11 protein-coding genes and 2 pseudogenes are annotated in these 20,394 nt (G+C 62.8%); 5 read left to right on the plus strand and 8 right to left on the minus strand.

All coding sequences use genetic code 11. From position 1 onward, the window contains the following. The first annotated feature begins 849 nt into the window (after window positions 1-849). Genes M5C98_RS04165 through M5C98_RS04175 form a run of 3 tightly spaced genes read left to right on the plus strand, consistent with a single transcriptional unit; the run spans window position 850 to window position 9,928 of the window. On the plus strand, window positions 850-8,361 hold the full coding sequence (locus tag M5C98_RS04165) for a non-ribosomal peptide synthetase (RefSeq protein ID WP_272551159.1): 7,512 nt from the start codon (window positions 850-852) through the stop codon (window positions 8,359-8,361). A 15-nt stretch (window positions 8,362-8,376) separates the two neighbouring features. Continuing rightward, the gene (locus M5C98_RS04170; RefSeq protein WP_272551160.1) at window positions 8,377-9,699 is read left to right on the plus strand and encodes a glycosyltransferase; all 1,323 of its coding nucleotides are present in this window, start codon (window positions 8,377-8,379) and stop codon (window positions 9,697-9,699) included. 19 nt (window positions 9,700-9,718) lie between these two features. Next, window positions 9,719-9,928, plus strand: coding sequence for an MbtH family protein (locus tag M5C98_RS04175; protein ID WP_272551162.1), 210 nt, complete (start codon window positions 9,719-9,721; stop codon window positions 9,926-9,928). Between the two features lie 150 nt (window positions 9,929-10,078). On the opposite strand, the gene M5C98_RS04180 is transcribed toward M5C98_RS04175, so the two are convergent. Continuing rightward, the gene (locus M5C98_RS04180; protein ID WP_272551163.1) at window positions 10,079-10,744 is read right to left on the minus strand and encodes an MOSC domain-containing protein; all 666 of its coding nucleotides are present in this window, start codon (window positions 10,742-10,744) and stop codon (window positions 10,079-10,081) included. A 190-nt stretch (window positions 10,745-10,934) separates the two neighbouring features. After that, on the minus strand, window positions 10,935-11,825 hold the full coding sequence (locus tag M5C98_RS24750) for a GAF domain-containing protein (protein ID WP_442867227.1): 891 nt from the start codon (window positions 11,823-11,825) through the stop codon (window positions 10,935-10,937). 383 nt (window positions 11,826-12,208) lie between these two features. Here M5C98_RS24750 and M5C98_RS04190 point away from each other — a divergent pair, with 383 nt between their 5' ends. Then, the gene (locus tag M5C98_RS04190) at window positions 12,209-13,084 is read left to right on the plus strand and encodes a restriction endonuclease (protein ID WP_272551164.1); all 876 of its coding nucleotides are present in this window, start codon (window positions 12,209-12,211) and stop codon (window positions 13,082-13,084) included. 35 nt (window positions 13,085-13,119) lie between these two features. Here M5C98_RS04190 and M5C98_RS24685 read toward each other — a convergent pair whose 3' ends face one another. From M5C98_RS24685 to M5C98_RS04210, 6 genes and pseudogenes are all read right to left on the minus strand, one after another. Next, window positions 13,120-13,857, minus strand: coding sequence for a RecQ family zinc-binding domain-containing protein (locus M5C98_RS24685; RefSeq protein WP_336298502.1), 738 nt, complete (start codon window positions 13,855-13,857; stop codon window positions 13,120-13,122). 105 nt (window positions 13,858-13,962) lie between these two features. After that, window positions 13,963-14,148: pseudogene (locus M5C98_RS24690) on the minus strand (helicase-related protein); the annotation flags it as partial. After that, window positions 14,126-14,965: pseudogene (locus tag M5C98_RS24695) on the minus strand (RecQ family ATP-dependent DNA helicase); the annotation flags it as partial. The pseudogenes M5C98_RS24690 and M5C98_RS24695, both read right to left, overlap by 23 nt. 103 nt (window positions 14,966-15,068) lie before the next feature. Next, window positions 15,069-17,213: a TonB-dependent siderophore receptor gene (locus M5C98_RS04200; RefSeq protein WP_442867228.1), complete on the minus strand. Its 2,145-nt coding sequence runs from the start codon at window positions 17,211-17,213 to the stop codon at window positions 15,069-15,071. A 140-nt stretch (window positions 17,214-17,353) separates the two neighbouring features. Further along, window positions 17,354-17,719 carry a hypothetical protein gene (locus M5C98_RS04205; RefSeq protein WP_272551165.1) on the minus strand — a complete coding sequence of 122 codons (366 nt, stop codon included), beginning with the start codon at window positions 17,717-17,719 and terminating at the stop codon, window positions 17,354-17,356. A 56-nt stretch (window positions 17,720-17,775) separates the two neighbouring features. Then, window positions 17,776-19,476, minus strand: coding sequence for a sensor domain-containing diguanylate cyclase (locus tag M5C98_RS04210; RefSeq protein WP_272551167.1), 1,701 nt, complete (start codon window positions 19,474-19,476; stop codon window positions 17,776-17,778). 72 nt (window positions 19,477-19,548) lie between these two features. On the opposite strand from M5C98_RS04210, the gene M5C98_RS04215 reads away from it, so the two are divergent. Beyond that, window positions 19,549-20,388, plus strand: coding sequence for a plasmid replication/partition related protein (locus tag M5C98_RS04215; RefSeq protein WP_272551168.1), 840 nt, complete (start codon window positions 19,549-19,551; stop codon window positions 20,386-20,388). Window positions 20,389-20,394 lie beyond the last annotated feature (6 nt).

A 20,394-nucleotide genomic window follows, 5' to 3' on the forward strand; every position in this document is an offset into this window, starting at 1 on the left:
TCAAACAATTCCCGCATAACGTTATAAGTGCAGTAGTAAAAGTTTTACTCTTGCTTTTTATAAAAATATTTTCGTATTGCTGTAAATAAAAATTAGCAAATATTTTTCAATGGGTGAAGTAAAAAATACTTCGCAGTGAAGCCTTGGGTGCTCAAAAATAGCATCGTCGTTGCTGCAACAAGAGGTATGCAGAATGAAAAAGAGTCTCCAAAGAGCAAATGAATAGCTGGAGGCAATAATTTTTTCCTATTGGTAATTATATTTTGTGGGTTTGCATGGTGTTGGCTGATTCATTGTTTGAATAATAAGGGTAAACCCTGGTATCGATTTAGTTCTTGCAAACTAAACTTTTTTGAAAATAAATGTTTCGGCTCAAAAAAACAGCCGTAATCGAGAGGGAAGGGAGAGATTCATGACATTGAATCGATGGAGGGCGCACGAGCAAGGTGCGCCGGGTGTTTTGAAAGCACTGCCTATCGCCGCCTTAATGCGCGCAAACACGGTGGCGACTTTATCGGCGCGGTGTTGGTCAGCCAAACATCCTTGTCATTTCACGGCAAGGTTCGGCCGCACGTGCCGTGGGCGGGTGCCTGACCGGATGCCTGTTGCATGTCTTCGGTTTCCGCCGTGACGGTAACGGATCTTTATCCGCAATCTTGACCGTTGACTGAGTGCAGCACCGTGGCGACCAAGCCGCTGTGCCAGCACTTTCCACGCCCAGCGATTCCACGCAGGCCAGACCGTTTCTGGGCTCCTTGGAGCCAGACAGTCTCGACACCAAGAGCTAGATATCTCCGTGCCCGTTCCGGTGCGGATGCTGACTTTCGTCCATACGACAGGGAGAAGTGCATGAATACGGTCGATCAATCCGATGGCACCACGCAACTCATGGCAGGGCAGATGGCCATGTGGCTGGGGGCTCAATTCGCTTCAGCAGACACCAATTTCAATTTGGCCGAGGCCATTGACATCGATGGGGACATCGATCCCGCGCTGTTCGCCGAGGCCGTGCGCCAAGTCACCGACGAAGCGCAGGCCACGCGGCTTAATTTCGTCGATGCCGGGCGAGGCCCGCGGCAGGTGCTCGCGCCAACATTCTCAGGCGCCTTGCCTTTCCTCGATTTCAGCGGCCAGCAGGACCCAATGGCCGCAGCGCAGGCGTGGATGCAGGCAGATTTCAGTCAGCAGGCAGAATTGGCGACGGGCCAGTTGTGGCTTTGCGCGTTGATCCGCCTTTCACCTAGACACCATGTCTGCTATCAGCGCAGTCACCATATCTTGCTGGATGGCTTCGGTGGTGGTTTGGTCGCGAGGCGCATTGCGGATGTGTATACAGCAATGGCGCAAGGGAGCTCGTATCCATCCGCCTCCTCGCGGCTGGCGCCGTTGGCACAGTTGGCTGAAGAAGAGCGTGCTTACCGTGAGTCCGGCCGGTTTCCAAGAGACCGCCAATACTGGATGGAACGCTTTTCGGATGTGCCGGAGCCCTTGACCCTGGCTTCGCGTCAGTCGGTGAACATCGGCGGCCTGCTACGCCAGACCGTGCACCTGCCAGCCGCCAGCGTGCAAGCGCTGCAAGCCATCGGCCAGGACTGGGGAAGTACGCTGCCCCAGATACTGATCGCCAGCACAGCCGCCTATCTCTATCGTTCGACAGGCGTCGAGGACATGGTGATCGGCATTCCGGTCACTGCACGGCATAACGAACGCATGCGGCAGGTTCCCGCCATGGTGGCAAATGCACTGCCGCTGCGCCTGTCGATGCGCGCTGACCTGCCTTTCCCCGAACTCGTTCGCGAGGTGGGCCGCCAGATGCGCCAGATCCTGCGCCACCAGTGCTACCGCTACGAGACCCTGCGCAGCGATCTGAATCTTCTGCTGAACCATCGGCAGCTTTTCACCACGGTCGTGAACGTTGAACCTTTCGATTACGACTTCCGCTTTGCGGGGCACACGGCCAAGCCACGCAATCTGTCCAACGGGACGGCCGAGGACTTGGGCATCTTTTTGTACGAGCGCGGCAATGGCCAGGACCTGCAGATCGATTTCGACGCGAATCCCGCGCTGTACACCGCGCAGACGCTGGCAGATCATCAGCGTCGGCTGTTGACGTTGATTGCCGCCGTGATTCAGCAGCCGGACCAGGCCATTGGCCGCATCGAGTTGCTGGCTGCGCAGGAGCGGCAACAGGTGCTGGTAGGTTGGAACGATACGGCGCGCGAGGTGCCCGACATTCATCTCTCGACCTGCATTGAATCCGGTCTGCTGGCCGACCCCCAAGGCACCGCATTGCGATTCGAGCACCAAACATTGAGCCGTGGTGAGCTTGACCGAAGGGCGAATCGTCTGGCGCACTTGCTTCGGGCGCACGGTGCAGGGCCGGAGCGCGTCGTGGCCATTGCAGCGCCGCGATCGCTGGATCTCATGGTGGCCCTGTTGGCCATTCTGAAAACCGGGGCTGCGTACCTGCCGGTCGATCCGGATTTTCCAGCGGACCGCATTGCCTACATGCTGGGAGATGCGCACCCGGTGTGCCTCGTGACGACCCAGGCGTTAGCGCAGACGTTGTCTGCGCCGGTGTCGTTCGTGTTGCTCGACAGCCCCGAGACCGCTGCCGAACTGAGCCGCTACCCTGATGCCCGCCCCGAGCCGCTCGTTGCGCTAGATACGGCACAGCCGGCTTATGTGATCTACACCTCCGGATCCACGGGAAATCCCAAGGGTGTAGCTGTATCGCACCGCGCCATCGTCAACCGCCTGCAGTGGATGCAAAACCAGTATGGTTTGCGGGCCGATGACCGGGTGCTGCAGAAGACACCTTCCAGCTTCGATGTTTCGGTGTGGGAGTTCTTCTGGCCACTGATTGACGGCGCCACGCTGGTGCTTGCCAAGCCGGGGGGGCACAAGGACGCGGCGTACTTGGCGGACCTGATCGTTCGCGAGGGCATCACCACCCTGCACTTCGTGCCTTCGATGCTGGAGATCTTTCTGCTCGAGCCTGCGGCGTCCACCTGTGTCAGCTTGCGGCGCGTGATTTGCAGCGGAGAGGCTTTGTCGTCTGCGCTGGAGCGCTCGTTTCACCGGCAACTGGGATGCGAACTGCACAACCTGTACGGCCCCACGGAGGCGGCTGTCGATGTGACCGCATGGGCCTGCGTGAACACGCCAGCGGCGCCGGTTTTGGAAGGCGTGCCGATCGGCCGCCCCATCTGGAACACGCAAATGGTGGTGCTGGACAGCGGCCTGCAGCCGGTGCCTGTTGGTGTGACGGGCGAGTTGTACATCGCGGGCATGGGTTTGGCGCGGGGCTACCTGGGGCGTTCGGTGCTGAGCGCAGAGCGCTTCGTGGCCAATCCGCATGGTGAGCCGGGCAGCCGGATGTACCGCACGGGTGATTTGGCGCGCTGGCGAGCCGATGGCAGCCTGGACTTCTTGGGGCGGGCTGACCAGCAGGTGAAGATCCGCGGCCTGCGCATCGAGCCAGGGGAGATCGAGTCGGCATTGCTGCAGCATCCTCAGGTGGCCCAGGTAGCGGTCATCGCCCGTGAGGATGTGGCGAGCGAAAAGCGGCTGGTGGCGTATGTGGTGGTGGCAGGTGAGGGTGAGCTTGCCGCCGGCGAACTGCGCAGCCATCTGGCACTGTCCCTGCCCGAGTACATGGTGCCATCGGCCTTCGTTCAACTGCCGGCATTGCCGCTCAACCCGAGCGGAAAACTGGACCGCAAGGCGCTGCCTGCGCCAGAAGTCCAGAGCACTACCGCCTATGCGGCACCGCGCACACCGACGGAAAAGGCGCTCGCGGACCTGTGGGCCGAAACATTGCATTTGCCCCGCGTCGGCATTCACGACAACTTCTTCGAGTTGGGTGGACATTCATTGATGATCGTGCAATTGATCTCGATGATCCGGCAGCAGTTCATGATCGATCTTCCGCTGGACACCCTGTTCCAGGTTTCCACGATTGCGGGTTTGGCCGAGCGGCTGGACCAAGAGGCGGTGGAGCGGCCACGCTTGGCGCCGATGCCTCGCCCGGCGCGGATTCCGCTATCGCCCGCGCAGCTTCGCCTGTGGCTCATGAACCAGTTGGATGCGACTAACCCGGCCTACAACATGCCGCTGGCGCTGCGGCTTTCCGGCCTGCTAGATAGCGCGGCGTTGCACGCCGCCCTGGGAGATCTGGTGCAGCGCCATGAGAGTTTGCGCACCGTTTACCCACAAGAGGCCGGACTGCCGTACCAGCAGATCCTGGATGGGGCCGGCTTGTATCCGCCGGTGATCGAAACCGAAGCCAGCGAAGACGATCTTGCTGCGCAACTGCATGCGGCGGCCAGCCATGTCTTCGACCTTTGCCACGCGATGCCCTTGCGGGTTTCTCTGCTCCGGCTCGCCGAGGATGAACACGTCTTGCTGCTGCTCACCCACCACATCGCAGGTGACGGCGCTTCGTTGCTGCCGCTGGCCCGTGATCTGAGCGTGGCCTATGCTGCCCGTTGCGGTGCCCAGCCACCAGACTGGGAGCCGTTGCCACTCCAATATGCCGATTACACGCTTTGGCAGCAGGCCCTGCTGGGCAGCGAAGACGATCCCGACAGCCTTGCCGGTCGCCAGCGCAGGTTCTGGCATGACACGCTGCGTGATCTGCCCGAGCAACTGGCGTTGCCGATGGACCGTGCCCGCCCCCTGGTCCCCAGCCACTGCGGCGACGTGGTTCCGCTGCAGATATCGGCCGCGGTGCATGAGCGCATGCTTCAACTGGCCCGAGATGGGCAAGCCAGCGTGTTCATGGTGCTGCAGGCCGCTCTGGCGGCCTTGCTGAGCCGCCTGGGTGCGGGCGACGACATCGTGATAGGCAGCCCGGTCGCTGGGCGAAGTGATCACGCGCTGGATGGGCTGATCGGCTGCTTCGTGAACACGCTGGTGTTGCGCACCGATACCTCCGGCCAGCCAGGGCTGCGCGAGCTGATTGCGCGCGTGCGCACCACCAATCTGGCGGCCTACGCGAACCAGGATTTTCCTTATGACCGACTGGTGGAAATGCTACGGCCGGGGCGCTCTCGGTCCCATTTGCCGCTGTTTCAAGTCATGCTGGGTTTTCAGAACAGCAGCCGGCTGGCCTTCAGCCTTCCGGGCTTGTCGATCACGCCGCAGCCCGTTGCTGTCGATACTGCCAAATTCGATCTGTCGTTCATCCTGACCGAGCAACGTCTCCATGACGGCCTGCCGGGCGGGATCACCGGGGGCATTCAATACAGCACCGATCTGTTCGACCGGGCCACCGTAGAGTCGCTGGCGGCCCGGCTGGTACGCTGGCTGGAGCAGGCGTGCGACGCCCCGGACGAGGCGCTGGGCCGCATCGAGATACTGCATCCCCAGGAGCGCCAGCGGTTGCTGCAGGAGTGGATGGGCTCGGAGCGGCCCTTGGCCACCAAAAGCATTGCCTCGATGGTGGAAGGCCATGCCAGCCAACGTCCACAGGCCCCGGCGGTGGTACTGGACGACACCACGGTCAGCTATGCAGAACTCGATGCGCAGGCCAACCGCTTGGCACATCTTCTGCAGGGGCGGGGTGTGGCCCCCGGAGCCATCGTCGCAACGGTGCTGCCGCGCTCGCTCGATCTGATCGTGGCGCACTTGGCCATCGTCAAGGCGGGGGCAGCGTACTTGCCCCTCGACCCGAACCATCTGGCAGGACGCAGTGCACTGGTGTTCCAAGAGGCTGCGCCCGCCGCTGTCCTCACGCATGAAGCGCTTGTGCCAAGGCTGAGTGGCGTTGCTCACTGCCTCGCGCTTGACAGCGACCTGGCGGTAGCGGCTCTGGCGATCCAGTCGGACAGCCGTCCAGGCAGGCCGGGCGCGGTAAGGCCCCATGTCCCCCACGCTCAGGACGCGGCGTATCTCATCTACACATCGGGCTCTACCGGCACACCGAAAGGGGTCGTGGTTCCACATGCAGGTCTTCATAGCCTGGCTGCCTCCATGGCCGAGCGGATGGGCATTGCCCCTGATTCCCGCGTTCTGCAGTTTTCTTCAAGCGGTTTCGACGCCTCGGTGATGGACCAGTTGATGGCCTTTTACGTCGGGGCAGCGCTGGTGGTGCCCGGGCCTGCGCCATGGCTGGGGGACGATTTGGCGCAAGGGCTGATTCGCCAGTCCATCAGCCATGCGCTGATTCCCCCGGCCGCATTGGCTTCGGTACCACCCGGCGAGTTCCCGGCGCTGCGAACGCTTGTGGTCGGCGGCGACGTGTGCCCGCCCGCGCTCGCAGCACAGTGGGCAACGGGGCGCCGCATGATCAACGCCTACGGCCCGACAGAGATAACGATCTGCGCGAGCCTGAGCGAAGCCATGCAGGCCGATGCCGTGCCATCGATCGGGCGCCCGGTCCATAACACCCAGATGTATGTGCTGGACAGCGGCCTGCAGCCGGTGCCTGTTGGTGTGACGGGCGAGTTGTACATCGCGGGCATGGGTTTGGCGCGGGGCTACCTGGGGCGTTCGGTGCTGAGCGCAGAGCGCTTCGTGGCCAATCCGCATGGTGAGCCGGGCAGCCGGATGTACCGCACGGGTGATTTGGCGCGCTGGCGAGCCGATGGCAGCCTGGACTTCTTGGGGCGGGCTGACCAGCAGGTGAAGATCCGCGGCCTGCGCATCGAGCCAGGGGAGATCGAGTCGGCATTGCTGCAGCATCCTCAGGTGGCCCAGGTAGCGGTCATTGCCCGTGAGGATGTGGCGGGCGAAAAGCGGCTGGTGGCGTATGTGGTGGTGGCAGGTGAGGGTGAGCTTGCCACCGGCGAACTGCGCAGCCATCTGGCACTGTCCCTGCCCGAGTACATGGTGCCATCGGCCTTCATTCAACTGCCGGCATTGCCACTCAACGCGAGTGGCAAGCTGGATCGGAAGGCACTGCCAGTGCCCCAAGTGCAAGGCGACCAACCCTACGCCGCCCCACGCACCGGCACTGAAATAGCCTTGGCTGCGCTGTGGGCAGACATCCTGCGTTTGCCGCAGGTGGGCATTCACGACAACTTTTTCGAAATCGGCGGGCACTCGCTGATGGCGATCCAGCTTGGCATGCGGATTCGGGACCAAATTCACCCCGAATTTCCCCACGCCGAGGTCTACAACCGCCCCTCGATCGCTCAGTTGGCTGAGTGGATCGACCGGGCGGGCGACGATGCCGAGTCCCTGGACCTGTCGCTCGAGCTTCATTTGCCGGAACACATCAAGGGCCTCACCGTAACGCCCAGCCTGACGCCGGAGCGTGTCTTCCTTACCGGGGCCAGCGGGTTCGTGGGAAGCCACTTGCTGGCGGCATTGCTGCGCGACACCTCGTCCTGCGTGGTTTGCCATGTGCGGGCTGCCGACGAGTCGCAGGGACGGCAGCGCCTGCGGCGCACCATGGCCGAACGACAACTCGAAACGATCTGGGACGATGCGCGGATCCAGGTGGTGACGGGTGATCTGGGTGCGCCGCGGCTGGGACTTGATGAAGCTGCAGTGCAACTGGTTCGCGATGGCTGCGATGCCATCTACCACTGCGCCGCGCAGGTGGATTTCTTGCACCCTTACGCGAGCCTGAAGGGCCCCAACGTGGACAGCGTTGTCACGTTGCTCGAATGGACCTCACAGGGGCGGCCCAAGGCCCTGCATTACGTTTCGACGCTGGCCGTGATCGGCCAGAACGAGGAAGATGGCACTGTCACAGAGCGTTCGGCGCTGGCGTCCTGGAGCGGTCTTGTGGATGGCTACAGCCAGAGCAAATGGGTGGCCGACGGACTGGCACGGAAAGCGCAGGAGCGTGGAATGCCCGTGGCCATCTACCGGCTCGGGGCCGTGACAGGAGACCACGATCACGCCATTTGCAATGCGGCTGACCTGATCTGGCGCGTAGCCCACCTGTACGCCGACTTGCAGGCCATCCCCGATATGGACCTGCCGTTGAACATGACCCCTGTGGACGACGTGGCGCGGGCCATTCTCGGACTGGCCGGCCAAGCCTCTTCGCGAGGGCAGGTTTACCACCTGATGAGTCCGGAGCCGTTGCGGGTGAGGGATATTCCGCCCGTGTTCGAGCGGCTGGGGTTGCACTTGGAGCCGGTGAATCTGGAACACTGGCTTCGACGCGCACATGAGCGCTTGGTCGAGGGCCAGGACCGCGATTTGGCCGCAGTGCTGGCCATTCTGGACCGCTATGACGCTTCGGCCACGCCGCCAAAGGTTTCCGGCGCAGCCACCCAAGCCCAGCTCGAATCCATCGGCGCGGCAATTCGCCCGGTGGACCGAGACCTGCTGCACCGCTATTTCGTCGATCTGGGCATCGACGCCAAGGCACACCGTGCCCTGGAATCCAGCATTTCATGAACGAAGGAGGAAACCATGGCACGTTATCTCATCGCCGCGACCGCCCTGCCGGGGCATGTGTTGCCCATGCTGGCCATCGCCCAGTATCTGGTGCGTCAAGGACACGAAGTACGGGTGCACACGGCCAGCCACTTTCGAGCGCAGGCCTTGGCCACGGGCGCTTCCTTCACCGCGTTCGACCGGTCCATTGATTTCGAACACCATGAGCTGGATCGGCGATTTCCGCAGCGGCTGCAACTGCCGTCCGTCCATGCGCAGCTGTGTTTCGGACTGAAGCATTTCTTTGCGGACGCCATGGCGCCACAGTTGGCTGGCTTGCGCGGCATCCTGGCGCACTTCGATGCCGATGCCATCTTGGTGGACACGATGTTTTGCGGTACGTTTCCGCTGCTGCTGGGTCCACGGGAGGAGCGACCTGCCATCGTCTCCATTGGTATTTCGGCGCTGGCGCTGTCCAGCCGCGACACCGCCTTTTTCGGCACTGCGCTGCCGCCTTCATCCACGCCCGAGGGGCGTGTTCGCAATCAGGCCATGCATCGCAACCTCCAGCAGGCCATGTTCGGTGACGTGCAACGCCATTTCAACAGCGCGTTGTCAGCCTTGGGTGCGCCTGGTCTGCCGGGCTTTTTCATCGACGCGATGGTGACGCTGCCCGATCTTTACCTTCAACTGACGTCGGCTTCTTTCGAGTACCCGCGCAGCGACCTTCCCGGCTCCGTCCGGTTTGTCGGGCCGCTCCTGGCTCCTGCACGCTCCGACTTCATCCCCCCCGACTGGTGGTCTGAACTGGACGATGGGCGCTCTGTCGTGCTGGTCACACAAGGCACGCTGGCCAATCAGAACCCCTCGCAATTGATCGGTCCTACTGTGCAAGCATTGGCCAAGTTCGAGGACATCCAGGTGATCGCAACCACGGGCGGTCCGGTTCCGCCGGGCCTGGGAGCGGCGATGCTTCCAGCCAATGCCCGGGTGGTGCCATTTTTGCCCTACGACCGGCTGCTGCCCAAAGTGCATGCCATGGTCACCAACGGTGGATATGGATCTGTCAACCACGCGCTCAGTTTGGGAGTGCCGCTGGTTGTGGCTGGTGCGACCGAAGAGAAGCCGGAAATTGCCGCGCGGGTGGCCTGGGCAGGTGCCGGCATCAACCTTGCCACCGGGCAGCCGAGCGCGCGCCAGATCGGCGATGCGGTGCGCAAGTTGCTGGACGTGCCGTCCTACCGGCAGCGAGCCCAAGCACTGCGCCAGGATTTTGCGCGCCATGACGCGCTGGCCGAAATCGCATCGGCTCTGGCGTCGCTGCGTGAAGCGGCCCCCACCATTGCAGAATTCGCATGACCTTCAAGGAGATTCAAACATGAGCAACCCATTCGACGACGAAAGCGCCAGCTTCCTGGTGCTCACCAATCCGGAAGGCCAGCACTCACTGTGGCCCGCGTCTATCGACGTGCCCGAGGGCTGGGAAGTGGCCTTGCCAGCAAGTGATAGACCGGCATGCCGTGCATACATCGAGGCGCACTGGACGGACCTGCGGCCACGATCGCTGATTGCCGCCATGGGGGGCTGACCGCGCACCTTCCAGGAAAGGACCGCTCAGTGGCCGATGGGCGCGCAGAACCGCGGTGTGGGGCGACTCGATCGGCCCACGTTCTGCTTGTATGCCCGTGGCGCCGCACCTTGATAAGGGCTTGCAGTTGGTTATTGCCGGATTCCCTTTCTACTCACCTGAAAGCGGCTCATACACGGCGTATCCATGCCTCGCGTGGACGGTGGCATGTGCTGAAAGGTGTGCGTGCACATCGAAGAGTTCAGCGCCTGCCCAATGCTGCTCTGCTCGCATCACCACGCTGCTCGCTTGCGCACGCCTCGCCACGTCGGGGCACAGTTGGTTGAGCACTCGAGGGAAAGCCCGGCAGTAACCCTTGGCAACCCCGGCGAGATCGGCCAACTGCCGATACTCGACGCGTTTTCCTGCCGGTATCTGCCGCACGACGTGAGCGACGCGTGCCTTCCAATCGTCGCTCATGGGAGGAATCGGCGCAGGCCCCTGGCAGATGGCATCGCCCACGCGCATCGATCCGCCTTGCAACACACGCGCCAATACGCCGCGACGGCCCTTCAGCGCTTTGACAACGCCTGGCTGGCGTCGCTCCAACCGGGCGCAGGGCTCGCACTGAAAGGTGATCCACAGGACAACCTCGGGGCCGATCTTCAATAAGGAGCCGGAGCAAAGGCCTGCTGTTGGCAAATCGATAAGCAGGTTTTCGCTCAGCGTGAGCGGCGGCAGTTGAAGATCGCGATAGGCATCGGTTCCTGCCAGCAGCACTTGGCGCGGCGAAAGCCGGTTGGCGTGCCGGTCGCCAAGAATGCCCTGCTCCGCCACGGCGATGGCCTCGGGAGCGGGTTGAGGTGCTTCAGCGCCTGGAATGCGCAGGCAAAGGCTTTGCAATGTTCCCGCGGGGCGCCAACATGAGAATGGGTAAGGCAGTGCGTTGAAGGCACTATCGGGTGCGCGGTCTGGCATTTGGATGATTGGCAGTTGCGGTCGGATCGGCGCAGGCTGAGAACAATGGTCAGGGATGGTGACGCAATGCTGCGTCTCTTTCGTGGCGGCCTGCCAGCAACCCTGTCAGTCGCTCCAGCAACCGGCCCATGTCCACAGGCTTGGAAAAATGGTCGTCGAAGCCGGCCTCCAGCGCGAGCCTCCGATCTGAGTCGCTTCCGTAGCCCGTCAATGCGACCAAAGGAAGGCTCTGTGTGTCGGGCTGCAAGCGGACCTGGCGTGCGAGTTCGTACCCGCTGATCTCGCGCTCCCTGGGAAATGCGGACGCATCCCGGCGGGCGATCAACTTCAGTGCGAGCACGATGGGCGTCGGAGGGTTGCGAAGTTCATGACCCAGCATGGCCAGAAATTCATCCTTCGCATGGTTGGCGGCCTCGGCTTCGCGCTGCGCCTTTCGTGCCTCCGACAAGAGCAATGCGTTATCCAACGCCAGTGCTGCGCGCTGTGCCAGCTCCCCGATCAGCGAACCATCCTCCGCTTGAAATGCGCGGCTTGATCCGGCTTGCAGCACCGCCATCGTGCCGATCGTGCGGCCCCTCGCGATCAGCGGGACGATGCATGCTGCAACCACATCGATTGTCGGAGCCAGTGCCGAGATATCGATATTTTGGCCTCCCTCTTCATGGGGCTCGCCCAGCGGATGCAGGCTGGGCTTGCCTGTTTTCAGGGCGATGGCGAGTACCCGTGGAGTGCCCTCGGACCCGGCCGGGAGGTCGCTTTGCTCCACGATCCTGGCGTTGTGATCTGCCAATTCGTAATGGCTCAGCCTTGGCTGCAGTTCCCCCTGGCCATCGAGCAGATCGATACGGCATGCATCGCCAATGGCTGGCCACGGCGTCGATGTCCGTGATGCGCGACATGCCGGATGGCCGAAGTTCCCCTCTGCCCAAGGCATCTGCATCGTCTTGCAGGCTGCGCATGGACACCGTGATGGACTTCGACATCCACCAGGCGCCCATACCCCCGAGCACCAGCGATGCCAGCAGACCCAGCACATAGGCGCCCACAGTGCGCCACCAAGAGGTCTCCGCCTGGGACAGCGGCGTACCCGGAACGAGCGTCCACCCACCCTCTTCAAGCCGGGCGATTACGGTCTTTGCACGCACGCCATCGTCATTGGTGCTGGTGCCCAGCAGTTCAAGTTTGTCGGGGCTCAGTTCTGTTGAGGCGCGAGAGTTTCCTTCTTCACCGTCTTGCGCGAATTTTCAGATTGCTTGATCCCCGACCTGTGATTTGTTGCAAAATGTTCGATTGATCCGCTTGGCGGAATGCAGGAGGGGAGCGATGGCAAAACGTCAAAAACAAAGTGCCGTAGAAGATGTCATGAACTGGATTTCGCGTCTTCCATGGTGGGTCGGGTTTGGAATGGCAGCAGTGATTTATGGAGCACTGCACACCGTCTCCTCCCTGCCCATGCCGGCTGCAAAAACGCCAGAGGACATTGCGCAACTGGCTACCGGCGCCATCTTGCGCGGTTTGGCCTATGCAGGACAGTTCGTACTCCCGTTTCTGTGCGTGATGGGGGCCTTGCTTTCTGCCGTGAGGCGCCGGGAGCGCAGCCATCTGCCGAACGACGTTGGGACAGCGAACTCCAGCGCCCAGGCCTTGCAGGGAATGTCCTGGCAGGCCTTCGAGAAACTGGTCGGCGAGGGATTTCGGCGTCGCGGTTACATGGTGCAGGAGCAGGGGGGAAACGGTCCCGACGGGGGGGTGGACCTGACCCTTACCAAAGCGAGCGAGACGTCCTTCGTCCAATGCAAGCATTGGAAGGCCCTTCAGGTCGGCGTGCCAGTGATCCGGGAACTGTACGGCGTGATGGCCGCACACGGGGCTTCCGCAGGTTTCGTGGTGACTTCCGGGCGTTTCACTCAAGAAGCCACGGCGTTCGCCAGTGGCCGCAACATCCGGCTCATCGACGGCGCCGCATTGCTGCAACTCATCCGGGAGACGGCAATCGATCGCAGTCCGCCTCCGTCGATAGCCTCTGGCACGCTGGCCGCTTGTTCAACGCAAGCCATCCTGCCAGCACTGTCCGATCCTCCCTGCCCAAAATGCGGACACGCGATGATCCGGCGAACGGCCAAGCGCGGCGTGTTGGCCGGTCAGTCATTCTGGGGGTGCTCTGTCTATCCGTCCTGCCGAGGAACGCGCCACGATTGATGACAAGCCGCTCAGAGCGCTTTGTGGGTCAAGGTTCAAGACAACGGCTTTGCGCGTATGCCTCGGGGAGTGAATCGCTGCACGAAGTCTGGTTGAAAACAGCGCTGGCTGCCGTCGGCAAAATTCACCGTGATGGAAATGGCATCGATGGCTGCCACGATGCCCTGTCCGTACCGTTTGACGCGGACGGAGGCGCCCAACTCGAGCGCCTTGGCACTGGGCGGGACCGGGCCCTCAAGAATTTCTGCTTTGGCAGCCGGATGTTTGTCAGCCGCATTACCCGTTCCGCCTGTGCCCAGTTTTCGAACCGTGTCGGCAGCCCGTTCAGTCAATGCCTGTTGGGCGAGTGCGCCCATGCGTACACAGTTGTCGCAGGTGCCGCACCGCTGAGGTGCCTCCGATGGCTCGAAGTATTCGAGCAGCACTTGCCAACGGCAGCGCCCCGTCTGCGCGTAAAACACCATGCGCTCCAATGCCTGCTGATCTTGTTCGCGCTTGTCTGCATAGGCCTGCAACAGCGCGTGCACAGAAGCGGGCTTCAGTTCCGCCTTGCGCAGGGAGAGTGCGCCAGCGCGTGTTTTCGACACGATCTTGTGGCGCTGCAGCAGGCCCAAGCCCACCTGAATTTTGCTGCGTGGCCGGTCCAGACGGGCCTGCAAACTATCGAGCGTCCAGGCGGTTTGCTCCTGTGGCGCGGGATCGTGCAAGGCTCGGTAGAGTGCATCGATGTCATCCGGGCTGGGATAGCGGCCTGCCAAGAAAAATTGCTGCACCGCCTTGTCCTTGCGAAGAAACAGCAATGTGCAATCTGCTGGGTTGCCATCGCGCCCTGCTCGGCCTGACTCCTGGTAATACGCATCCAGTCCTCCGGGCATCTGGTAATGCACTACGAAACGAACGTCCTGCTTGTCGATGCCCAGTCCGAACGCGTTCGTAGCGACCATGACGCGCAGATCCCCCCGCATGAAAGCGTCCTGCGCCTCGCTGCGCCTCGCTGCGCTCCGCGGCCGGCATGCGACCGTGATAAAGGCCTGCCGACACGTTCGCTGCGCGCAACGCCGCATGAACTTCCTGCGCCGCTTTCACCGTGGCGGTGTAAACCAGGCCCGCACCTTCGGTGGTTCGCACGATCGTGATAAGGCGCGCTTGTTTGTCTGATTCGTTGGCCAAGGCTTCCGCGCGGTATCGGAGGTTGGGCCGATAGGTTCCTGTATCCACCACGCCTGCTGCAGGAATGCCCAGTTGCTTGCGGATGTCTGCGGCCACCGGCCCCGTAGCCGTGGCGGTCAGGGCCAGCACGGTCGGCCCGCCCAGCTGAGCCATGGCGCCCGAAATCTCGAGAAATGCCGGGCGGAAGTCATGACCCCATTGCGAGATGCAATGGGCTTCATCCACCGCGAGCAGGCCGACGGAGCCGCTGGAGGACAAGAGGGCAAGAAAATCAGCGTCTGCGAGCCGCTCTGGAGTGGTCAGCACGATGCGCGCGCTACCGTCGGCGACGGCCTGCTCTGCCTCGCGCGTCTCCTGCGGCGTGAGCCCACTGTGCAACTGCACGGCGGATATCCCTCGTTCACGCAGCGAATCGCATTGGTCCCGCATGAGCGCGATGAGCGGCGACACCACCACGGTCCTGCCTTCGATCAGCAGGGCAGGCAACTGATAGCAAAGCGATTTGCCAGCCCCTGTCGGCATCACGGCCAAGGTGTTTTCGCCTTGCAGCACACGGTCGATTACCTCCCTTTGTCCGGCCCGCAGTTTGCGTAGCCCAAAGGTTCTTTTCAAAACAGAAAGCACGCGGGCCGTTGAAGGCACGCCGGGCGAGGGCGGCTGGCTGACATGGTGGGCCCCGGCAGGCACGTGCAAAGGGGCGGTGGCAGGCATAGGGTTCCTATGCTGGCCGGTGCCCTTCGCCAGCGGCGTCAGACGTTGCTCACGCCGGATGTCATCCGCTGTCTCAGCCGCCTCCAGACCCCTGTCAGATAAGTTAGAAACGTGCCTGCACGCCCAGCGTCACCGCGCGCGCCGTCCCTGGTGCGACCCAGAGCCGGCTGTAGGAACTGGTGTAGTACGTCGTGTCGAAAATGTTGTCCACGTCCAAGGTCAGCCGCACGGATGGAGTGATGCGCCAATAGGCAACCAGCTTGGCCGTCCGGTAGCTGGGCAGGTCGAACGCGGCTGATCCCGCATTGGCTTCGGCCTGCGTGCGTGCCTGGCCCAGGCGGCGGCCGACGTGTGTGATGCCTCCGCCAATACCGTAACGCTGGCCATTGTCGAACGCGTTCTCGTACACCGCCAGCACGCTGCCATTGACTTTGGGCACATTGAGCAGCCGGCCCCCCACCTCCAGGGTGTTATCCCGGGTGATTTCCACGTCGTTCAAAACCAGGCTGGCATTGACCCGCCAGCGGGCTGTCACCTGGCCTGCCAAATCAAGCTCCAGGCCCCGGCTGCGCACCTCGCCTGCAGCAACGGAGTAGCCTGAATTCAGAGGGTCGGAGGTCAGTACATTGCGTTTGCGAATGTCGAAAAGCGCGGCCGTGGCGCCCATGCGTTGATCGGCGCTTTCCCATTTCGCGCCGACTTCCATGGAACGCCCGGTTTCCGGATCGAAGGCTTGAGAAGCGCTGTCCGACCCCACATTGGGGCGGAAAGAACGCCCGGCGTTTGCATACACCGTCCATTGCGTCGATGGCAGCCAACTCAGGCCGATGCGGGGAGACGTGGATGACGGCTCCTGGCTGGCGGTGGTGCCATTGCGCCGGTTTTCCAGCGACTGCCGGTATTGGTCCACACGCACCCCTCCCACCAGGCGCCACGTCGGTGACAGCTTGATGGCGTCCTGGAAATAAAACGCGGTGTTGCGCTGGCGTTCCAGCGTGTCCGTGTTGGGCAATGGTGTGGGCTGGGGCTGACCATATGCAGGTGCCTGAATGTCGATCGCATAAGGCGAGGTGGCAGTGGGATTGGCCCGCAGCATCAGCGTGTCCAGATGGAACTTGAAACTCTCCATGCCGAAAAGCAGTTCGTGGGCAACGTCACCCGTCATGACATTGCCTTGTAACTCAGCTTGCAGGGCAATGTCGTCCGATGCGAAGTCCCGAAAGCGGCGTTGGCGCGTGAGCAGGCCATTGGCCTGCAGTGCGCTGGCTTCGGTGGAAAAGCCCTGGATCGAGGTCTCGCGGTAAGACAAGCCCACACGGCTGCGCCACTGCGGGCTCCACTCGTGCGACAGGATGAACTGATGGGTCTGGTTTTCCACGGTCACATCGCCATCGCCGGGCTCCCCCAGGAACCGGCTGCGTGGGATGGTGCCCAGCCGATTGCCCACGGCCACCACGCCCCGGTCCAACGGAGTCGCGTGTCGCAGAAACTCTCCTGCGTATTCCAGCACCGTGTCGCGGCCGAGCTTCCAGGTGAATGCCGGGGCAACCACTCGCCGCTCGGAACTCACATGGTCGCGAAAGCTGTCGCGGTCCTCCACGGCAACGTTGAGTCGGTAGGCGAAGTTTTCACCGATGGGGCCGGTGCTGTCGAATGCGCCTCGCTTGAGGCCTTGGCTGCCTACGGAGCCCTCGATCGCATTGGCCGCCTTCCACAAAGGCCGCTTGCTCACGATGTTCAAGGTTCCGCCGGGCTCGCTGCTGCCATAGAGGGCCGCGGCCGGGCCTTTGAGGAACTCGATGCGCTCCACACCCGCCAGATCTCGCGGCGCGTTGAAGCCCCGGTTGGAGGAGAAGCCGTTCATCAAGGTGGCCATGCCGGTGTTTTCGTTGCCTGGGAGGCCACGGATGGCAACGTTGTCCCATAGCCCACCGAAATTGTTCTGGCGGGACACGCCGCCCACGTAGTCGAGCACATCATCGAGCCGCGTGGCTCCGAGGTCGTCGATGGCCTGGCGGGTGACGACACGCACCGATTGCGGCAGTTCCCGCAGTGGCAGGTCGGTCTTGGCGCCAGCGGCTTCTTCCGCATGGTATGCGCCGGATTCGGTGCGTCCGACGATCTCGACGGTAGACAGTTGGGGCGCACTGTCGGCGGTTTGCGCCATGGCGGAACTGCAGGAAAGGGCCGCCATGGCGAGCGTGAGGGGAAAGGGCGCGCGGGCGCCCTGGAAGGAACTGGAAAACATGGACAGTATTGGAGAGAGGCCATCGAACGCAGGTCGACGGCTGGATGGCGTGCACGAATCCGGCTGCGGCGGCATAGCACCACGACGCGGAAGAAAAGGAAGGAGAGGGGAGATGCCGCCGCGCTCAATGGCGGCATGCATCAGGCAGGGAGAAAGGGGGGATCGCGCGATGCAAAGGGCCAACGATCAGGCGACGGCACCAAAGCGAGTGCGGCCGCAGGCGGCAGGCAGTTGCCGCCAGAGCCTGTTTCCGGCAGGGGCAATGCCATGCCACCCGGCAGGGCGGCAGGCTGCGCGAATGCCACGCATCCGGCGCAAGGGCCGTGTTCCTGCGCGTGCATCGGCTTCGAATGGCGCGAAGTATCTTCTTGCGCCATGCCGACGGTTGCCAGTCCGGCGCCTCCCATGGCTCGCAAATGCTCTGCTTCGTGCCGGGGTAACCCGATGCACGCGTGCAACAGCACGGCGATCAGGAGCAGGCGAAGGAAGATGCGGCGATGGTTCATGGCGAGGGCGCCGAATCATAGCGGCGTCCCTGCCGCTTCCCGCCGGACAAGAGATTTCAGTCGCCTTCGGTTGCCACGACCACTTGGTTGCGCCCTTGCTGCTTGGCCTGGTAGAGCGCCTGGTCGGCACGCTGGACGACGTCGATTTCGCTGGAGTCCTTCGGGCTGCAAAAGCTCATGCCCAGGCTCACCGTCAATTGCCCGACTGCCGGAAAGCGGCTTTGGCTCACGGCCACGCGAATCTTTTCGGCCACCACGCGGCCCTCCTGCCGGTCTTGTGGCTCCGGCAGCAGCACGACGAATTCCTCGCCACCGTAGCGCGCCACAAAATCGGTGATGCGCACGCTGCCCGAGATCACCTGGGCCAGTTGCTGGAGCACCGCGTCGCCGGTCTGGTGGCCATGGTGGTCGTTGACATGCTTGAAATGGTCGGCGTCGATGACCAGCAGCGCGAAGGTCCGGCCCGTGCGCTGAAAGAGCTGAACGTATTCGCGCAGCTTCTCGTCGAACCTGCGTCGGTTGTAGATGCCAGTGAGCGCATCGTGAATGGCCAGGTTCTCCAGCTCCTGGTTGGCCCGGTGCAGCGCTTGCGTGCGCTCTGTCACCTGGGCTTCCAACGAAGTGTTCAGTTGAGACAGCTCGCGTTCGCGCTCGAGCAGGGACGCCGTCATCGACTGGAAGGAGTGGTTGAGCTGCGTGATCTCCGATGCGTGGTCGTCGCCTGGATACACCGGCGTTCCTGCGCGGTTTTCGATCATTCGGGCGGCGAGGGCCAGTTGCTCGATGGGCCGGCTGATGCGAGCCGCCAGCCGATAGGCCACGAGAGCGCAGGCCAGGGCAGTGAGCAGACCGAGAAGAATCAATTGCTGGCGCAGCGCCTTCACCGGCGCCAGCGCCTTGTCCAGCGGCTGGCGCAGCACGATGCGCCAGCCCAGGTCGGTGTGCGCCACGGTCGGTATCTCCACCATGCTGGTGAGGTACTCCGCGCCATCGCTCCACTGGAGGCGCTCCGACTGCGCCTGCGGCGAGGCGCCGGCGGGAAGATTCAGCAGCCCGGCATGCTGGAAGGGGTAAAGAATGTGCCCTGCCTTGTCCGCGATCAGTACCTCCGCGCCGTGCTGGCCGACCCGGTTCACCACGATGGATTCCACCGTCTCGGTCACCCAGGACCAGTGGGCATGGGCACCCAGCACCCCCCGCAACTGGCCTTGTTCGTCCAGGATGGGGGCCGCAAAGTCGATGAAGCGCAGCGGCTGGTCCGGGTTGCGGTTGGGCAACTGCTTGGCCAGCAGCACGGCTTCATGAACGTCCCCCACGAACAGCCCGGAACGGGCGGACTGGAACCATGGCCGATGCTCGACCTGGGCACCGACCAGCACGCCATCGGTGGCTTGCGTGACCCGTCCGTTCGCGTCGGTGACACCGATCCAGGCGTATTCGTTGTGGGTGGTCTTGCGCAGGTCCAACGCTTGCCTCATCTCCTTGGCAGAAAGATCGCCGCGGGTGAACAGTGCCAGCTGGCGCAACAGGTCGATTTCCTGAGCCCGCTCGCGCAGATTGGTCGCCAGCAGGTCGGCGGCCGATCGGGCGCTGGTGTGCAGCAGTTCACCGCCGAAGCGGGCCAATTCCCCCGTCGCGATGTGGCCCACATAAAGCCCCACCCCCAGCAGGCTGGCAAGCGACAGCCCGCCAAACAGCAGGGTGAGCTGTCCCCTGAAGCTCTGGCGGGAGCCCTTGGCCTTGTCGGTGGTTTGCATACGTCTTCGATTCTCGCCGCATCAGAGCGGGCTCTCTACAATGCCGGCCCTTTGGTCCTGGAAACCCCGCCCATGCATATCGTCGTCAACGAAGAACTCAAGGCCTACATCGATCCCCTGAGCCCCGAAGAGCACGCGGCCCTGGAACGCAGTCTGCTGGCAGAGGGGTGTCGCGATGCGCTGGTGCTGTGGGGCGAGATTCTGGTCGATGGCCATAACCGTTACGGTATCTGCCAAAAACACGGGTTGCCGTTTCAGACGGTACAAAATCAGAATTTCCGCTCCATGGAAGATGTCCATTTGTGGATGATCGACCAGCACCTGGGCCGGCGTAGCGTATCGGACTTCCAGCGGGGCGTGCTGGCCTTGCGAAAACGGGAGATTCTGGCCGATCGCAATGTCCGCGCCGCCAATGGCGAGGCAGTGAAAGAAGCACCCCCCGCCAGCGCGACCGATGCTTCCGGCCACAGCACCGCGCTCGCAGACGATGCACCAGCGCAGGTGCCACCCCTGGAAGCCCCGCCACTGTCCAGCCGGGAGTCCATTGCCAAGGCGGCAAGGCTCAGCAGCAGTCAGGTGGTCATGATCGAGAAAATAAGAAAGCAGGCTGCGCCAGAGGTCGTGGCGGCGGTGAAGTCAGGCGCACTCTCGCTCAATGCGGCGGCTGCCGTGGCTACGCTGCCGCAAGAAGAGCAGCGCGCCGCTGCCGTGGCTGGAGGCGATGAGCTCAAGCAGGCCGCCAAGCGGGTGCGTGAGGCCAGGCGCAAGCCGCGCGACGAAGCGGACGCCCCGTCCCTCGATACGATGCAATCGTTGCGCGCCCGCGTGGCTGAACTCACAGCCGAGAACGAGGAGCTGCGCCGCCAATTGGCCGCCTGGCAGGCTCAGCCGGCCACACAGGGTGAGCGCTGAAGACGT

The organism is Acidovorax sp. NCPPB 3576 (assembly GCF_028473605.1).
In the GTDB taxonomy this organism is placed as follows: domain Bacteria; phylum Pseudomonadota; class Gammaproteobacteria; order Burkholderiales; family Burkholderiaceae_C; genus Paracidovorax.

What these genes read in the sequence shown, in the direction of transcription:
- M5C98_RS04165 (WP_272551159.1), top strand. Translation starts at nt 850, where the DNA reads ATGAATACGGTCGATCAATCCGATGGCACCACGCAACTCATGGCAGGG.
- M5C98_RS04170 (WP_272551160.1), top strand. Translation starts at nt 8,377, where the DNA reads ATGGCACGTTATCTCATCGCCGCGACCGCCCTGCCGGGGCATGTGTTG.
- M5C98_RS04175 (WP_272551162.1), top strand. Translation starts at nt 9,719, where the DNA reads ATGAGCAACCCATTCGACGACGAAAGCGCCAGCTTCCTGGTGCTCACC.
- M5C98_RS24750 (WP_442867227.1), bottom strand. Translation starts at nt 11,825, where the DNA reads ATGCAGATGCCTTGGGCAGAGGGGAACTTCGGCCATCCGGCATGTCGC.
- M5C98_RS04190 (WP_272551164.1), top strand. Translation starts at nt 12,209, where the DNA reads ATGGCAAAACGTCAAAAACAAAGTGCCGTAGAAGATGTCATGAACTGG.
- M5C98_RS04200 (WP_442867228.1), bottom strand. Translation starts at nt 17,213, where the DNA reads ATGTTTTCCAGTTCCTTCCAGGGCGCCCGCGCGCCCTTTCCCCTCACG.
- M5C98_RS04205 (WP_272551165.1), bottom strand. Translation starts at nt 17,719, where the DNA reads ATGAACCATCGCCGCATCTTCCTTCGCCTGCTCCTGATCGCCGTGCTG.
- M5C98_RS04210 (WP_272551167.1), bottom strand. Translation starts at nt 19,476, where the DNA reads ATGCAAACCACCGACAAGGCCAAGGGCTCCCGCCAGAGCTTCAGGGGA.
- M5C98_RS04215 (WP_272551168.1), top strand. Translation starts at nt 19,549, where the DNA reads ATGCATATCGTCGTCAACGAAGAACTCAAGGCCTACATCGATCCCCTG.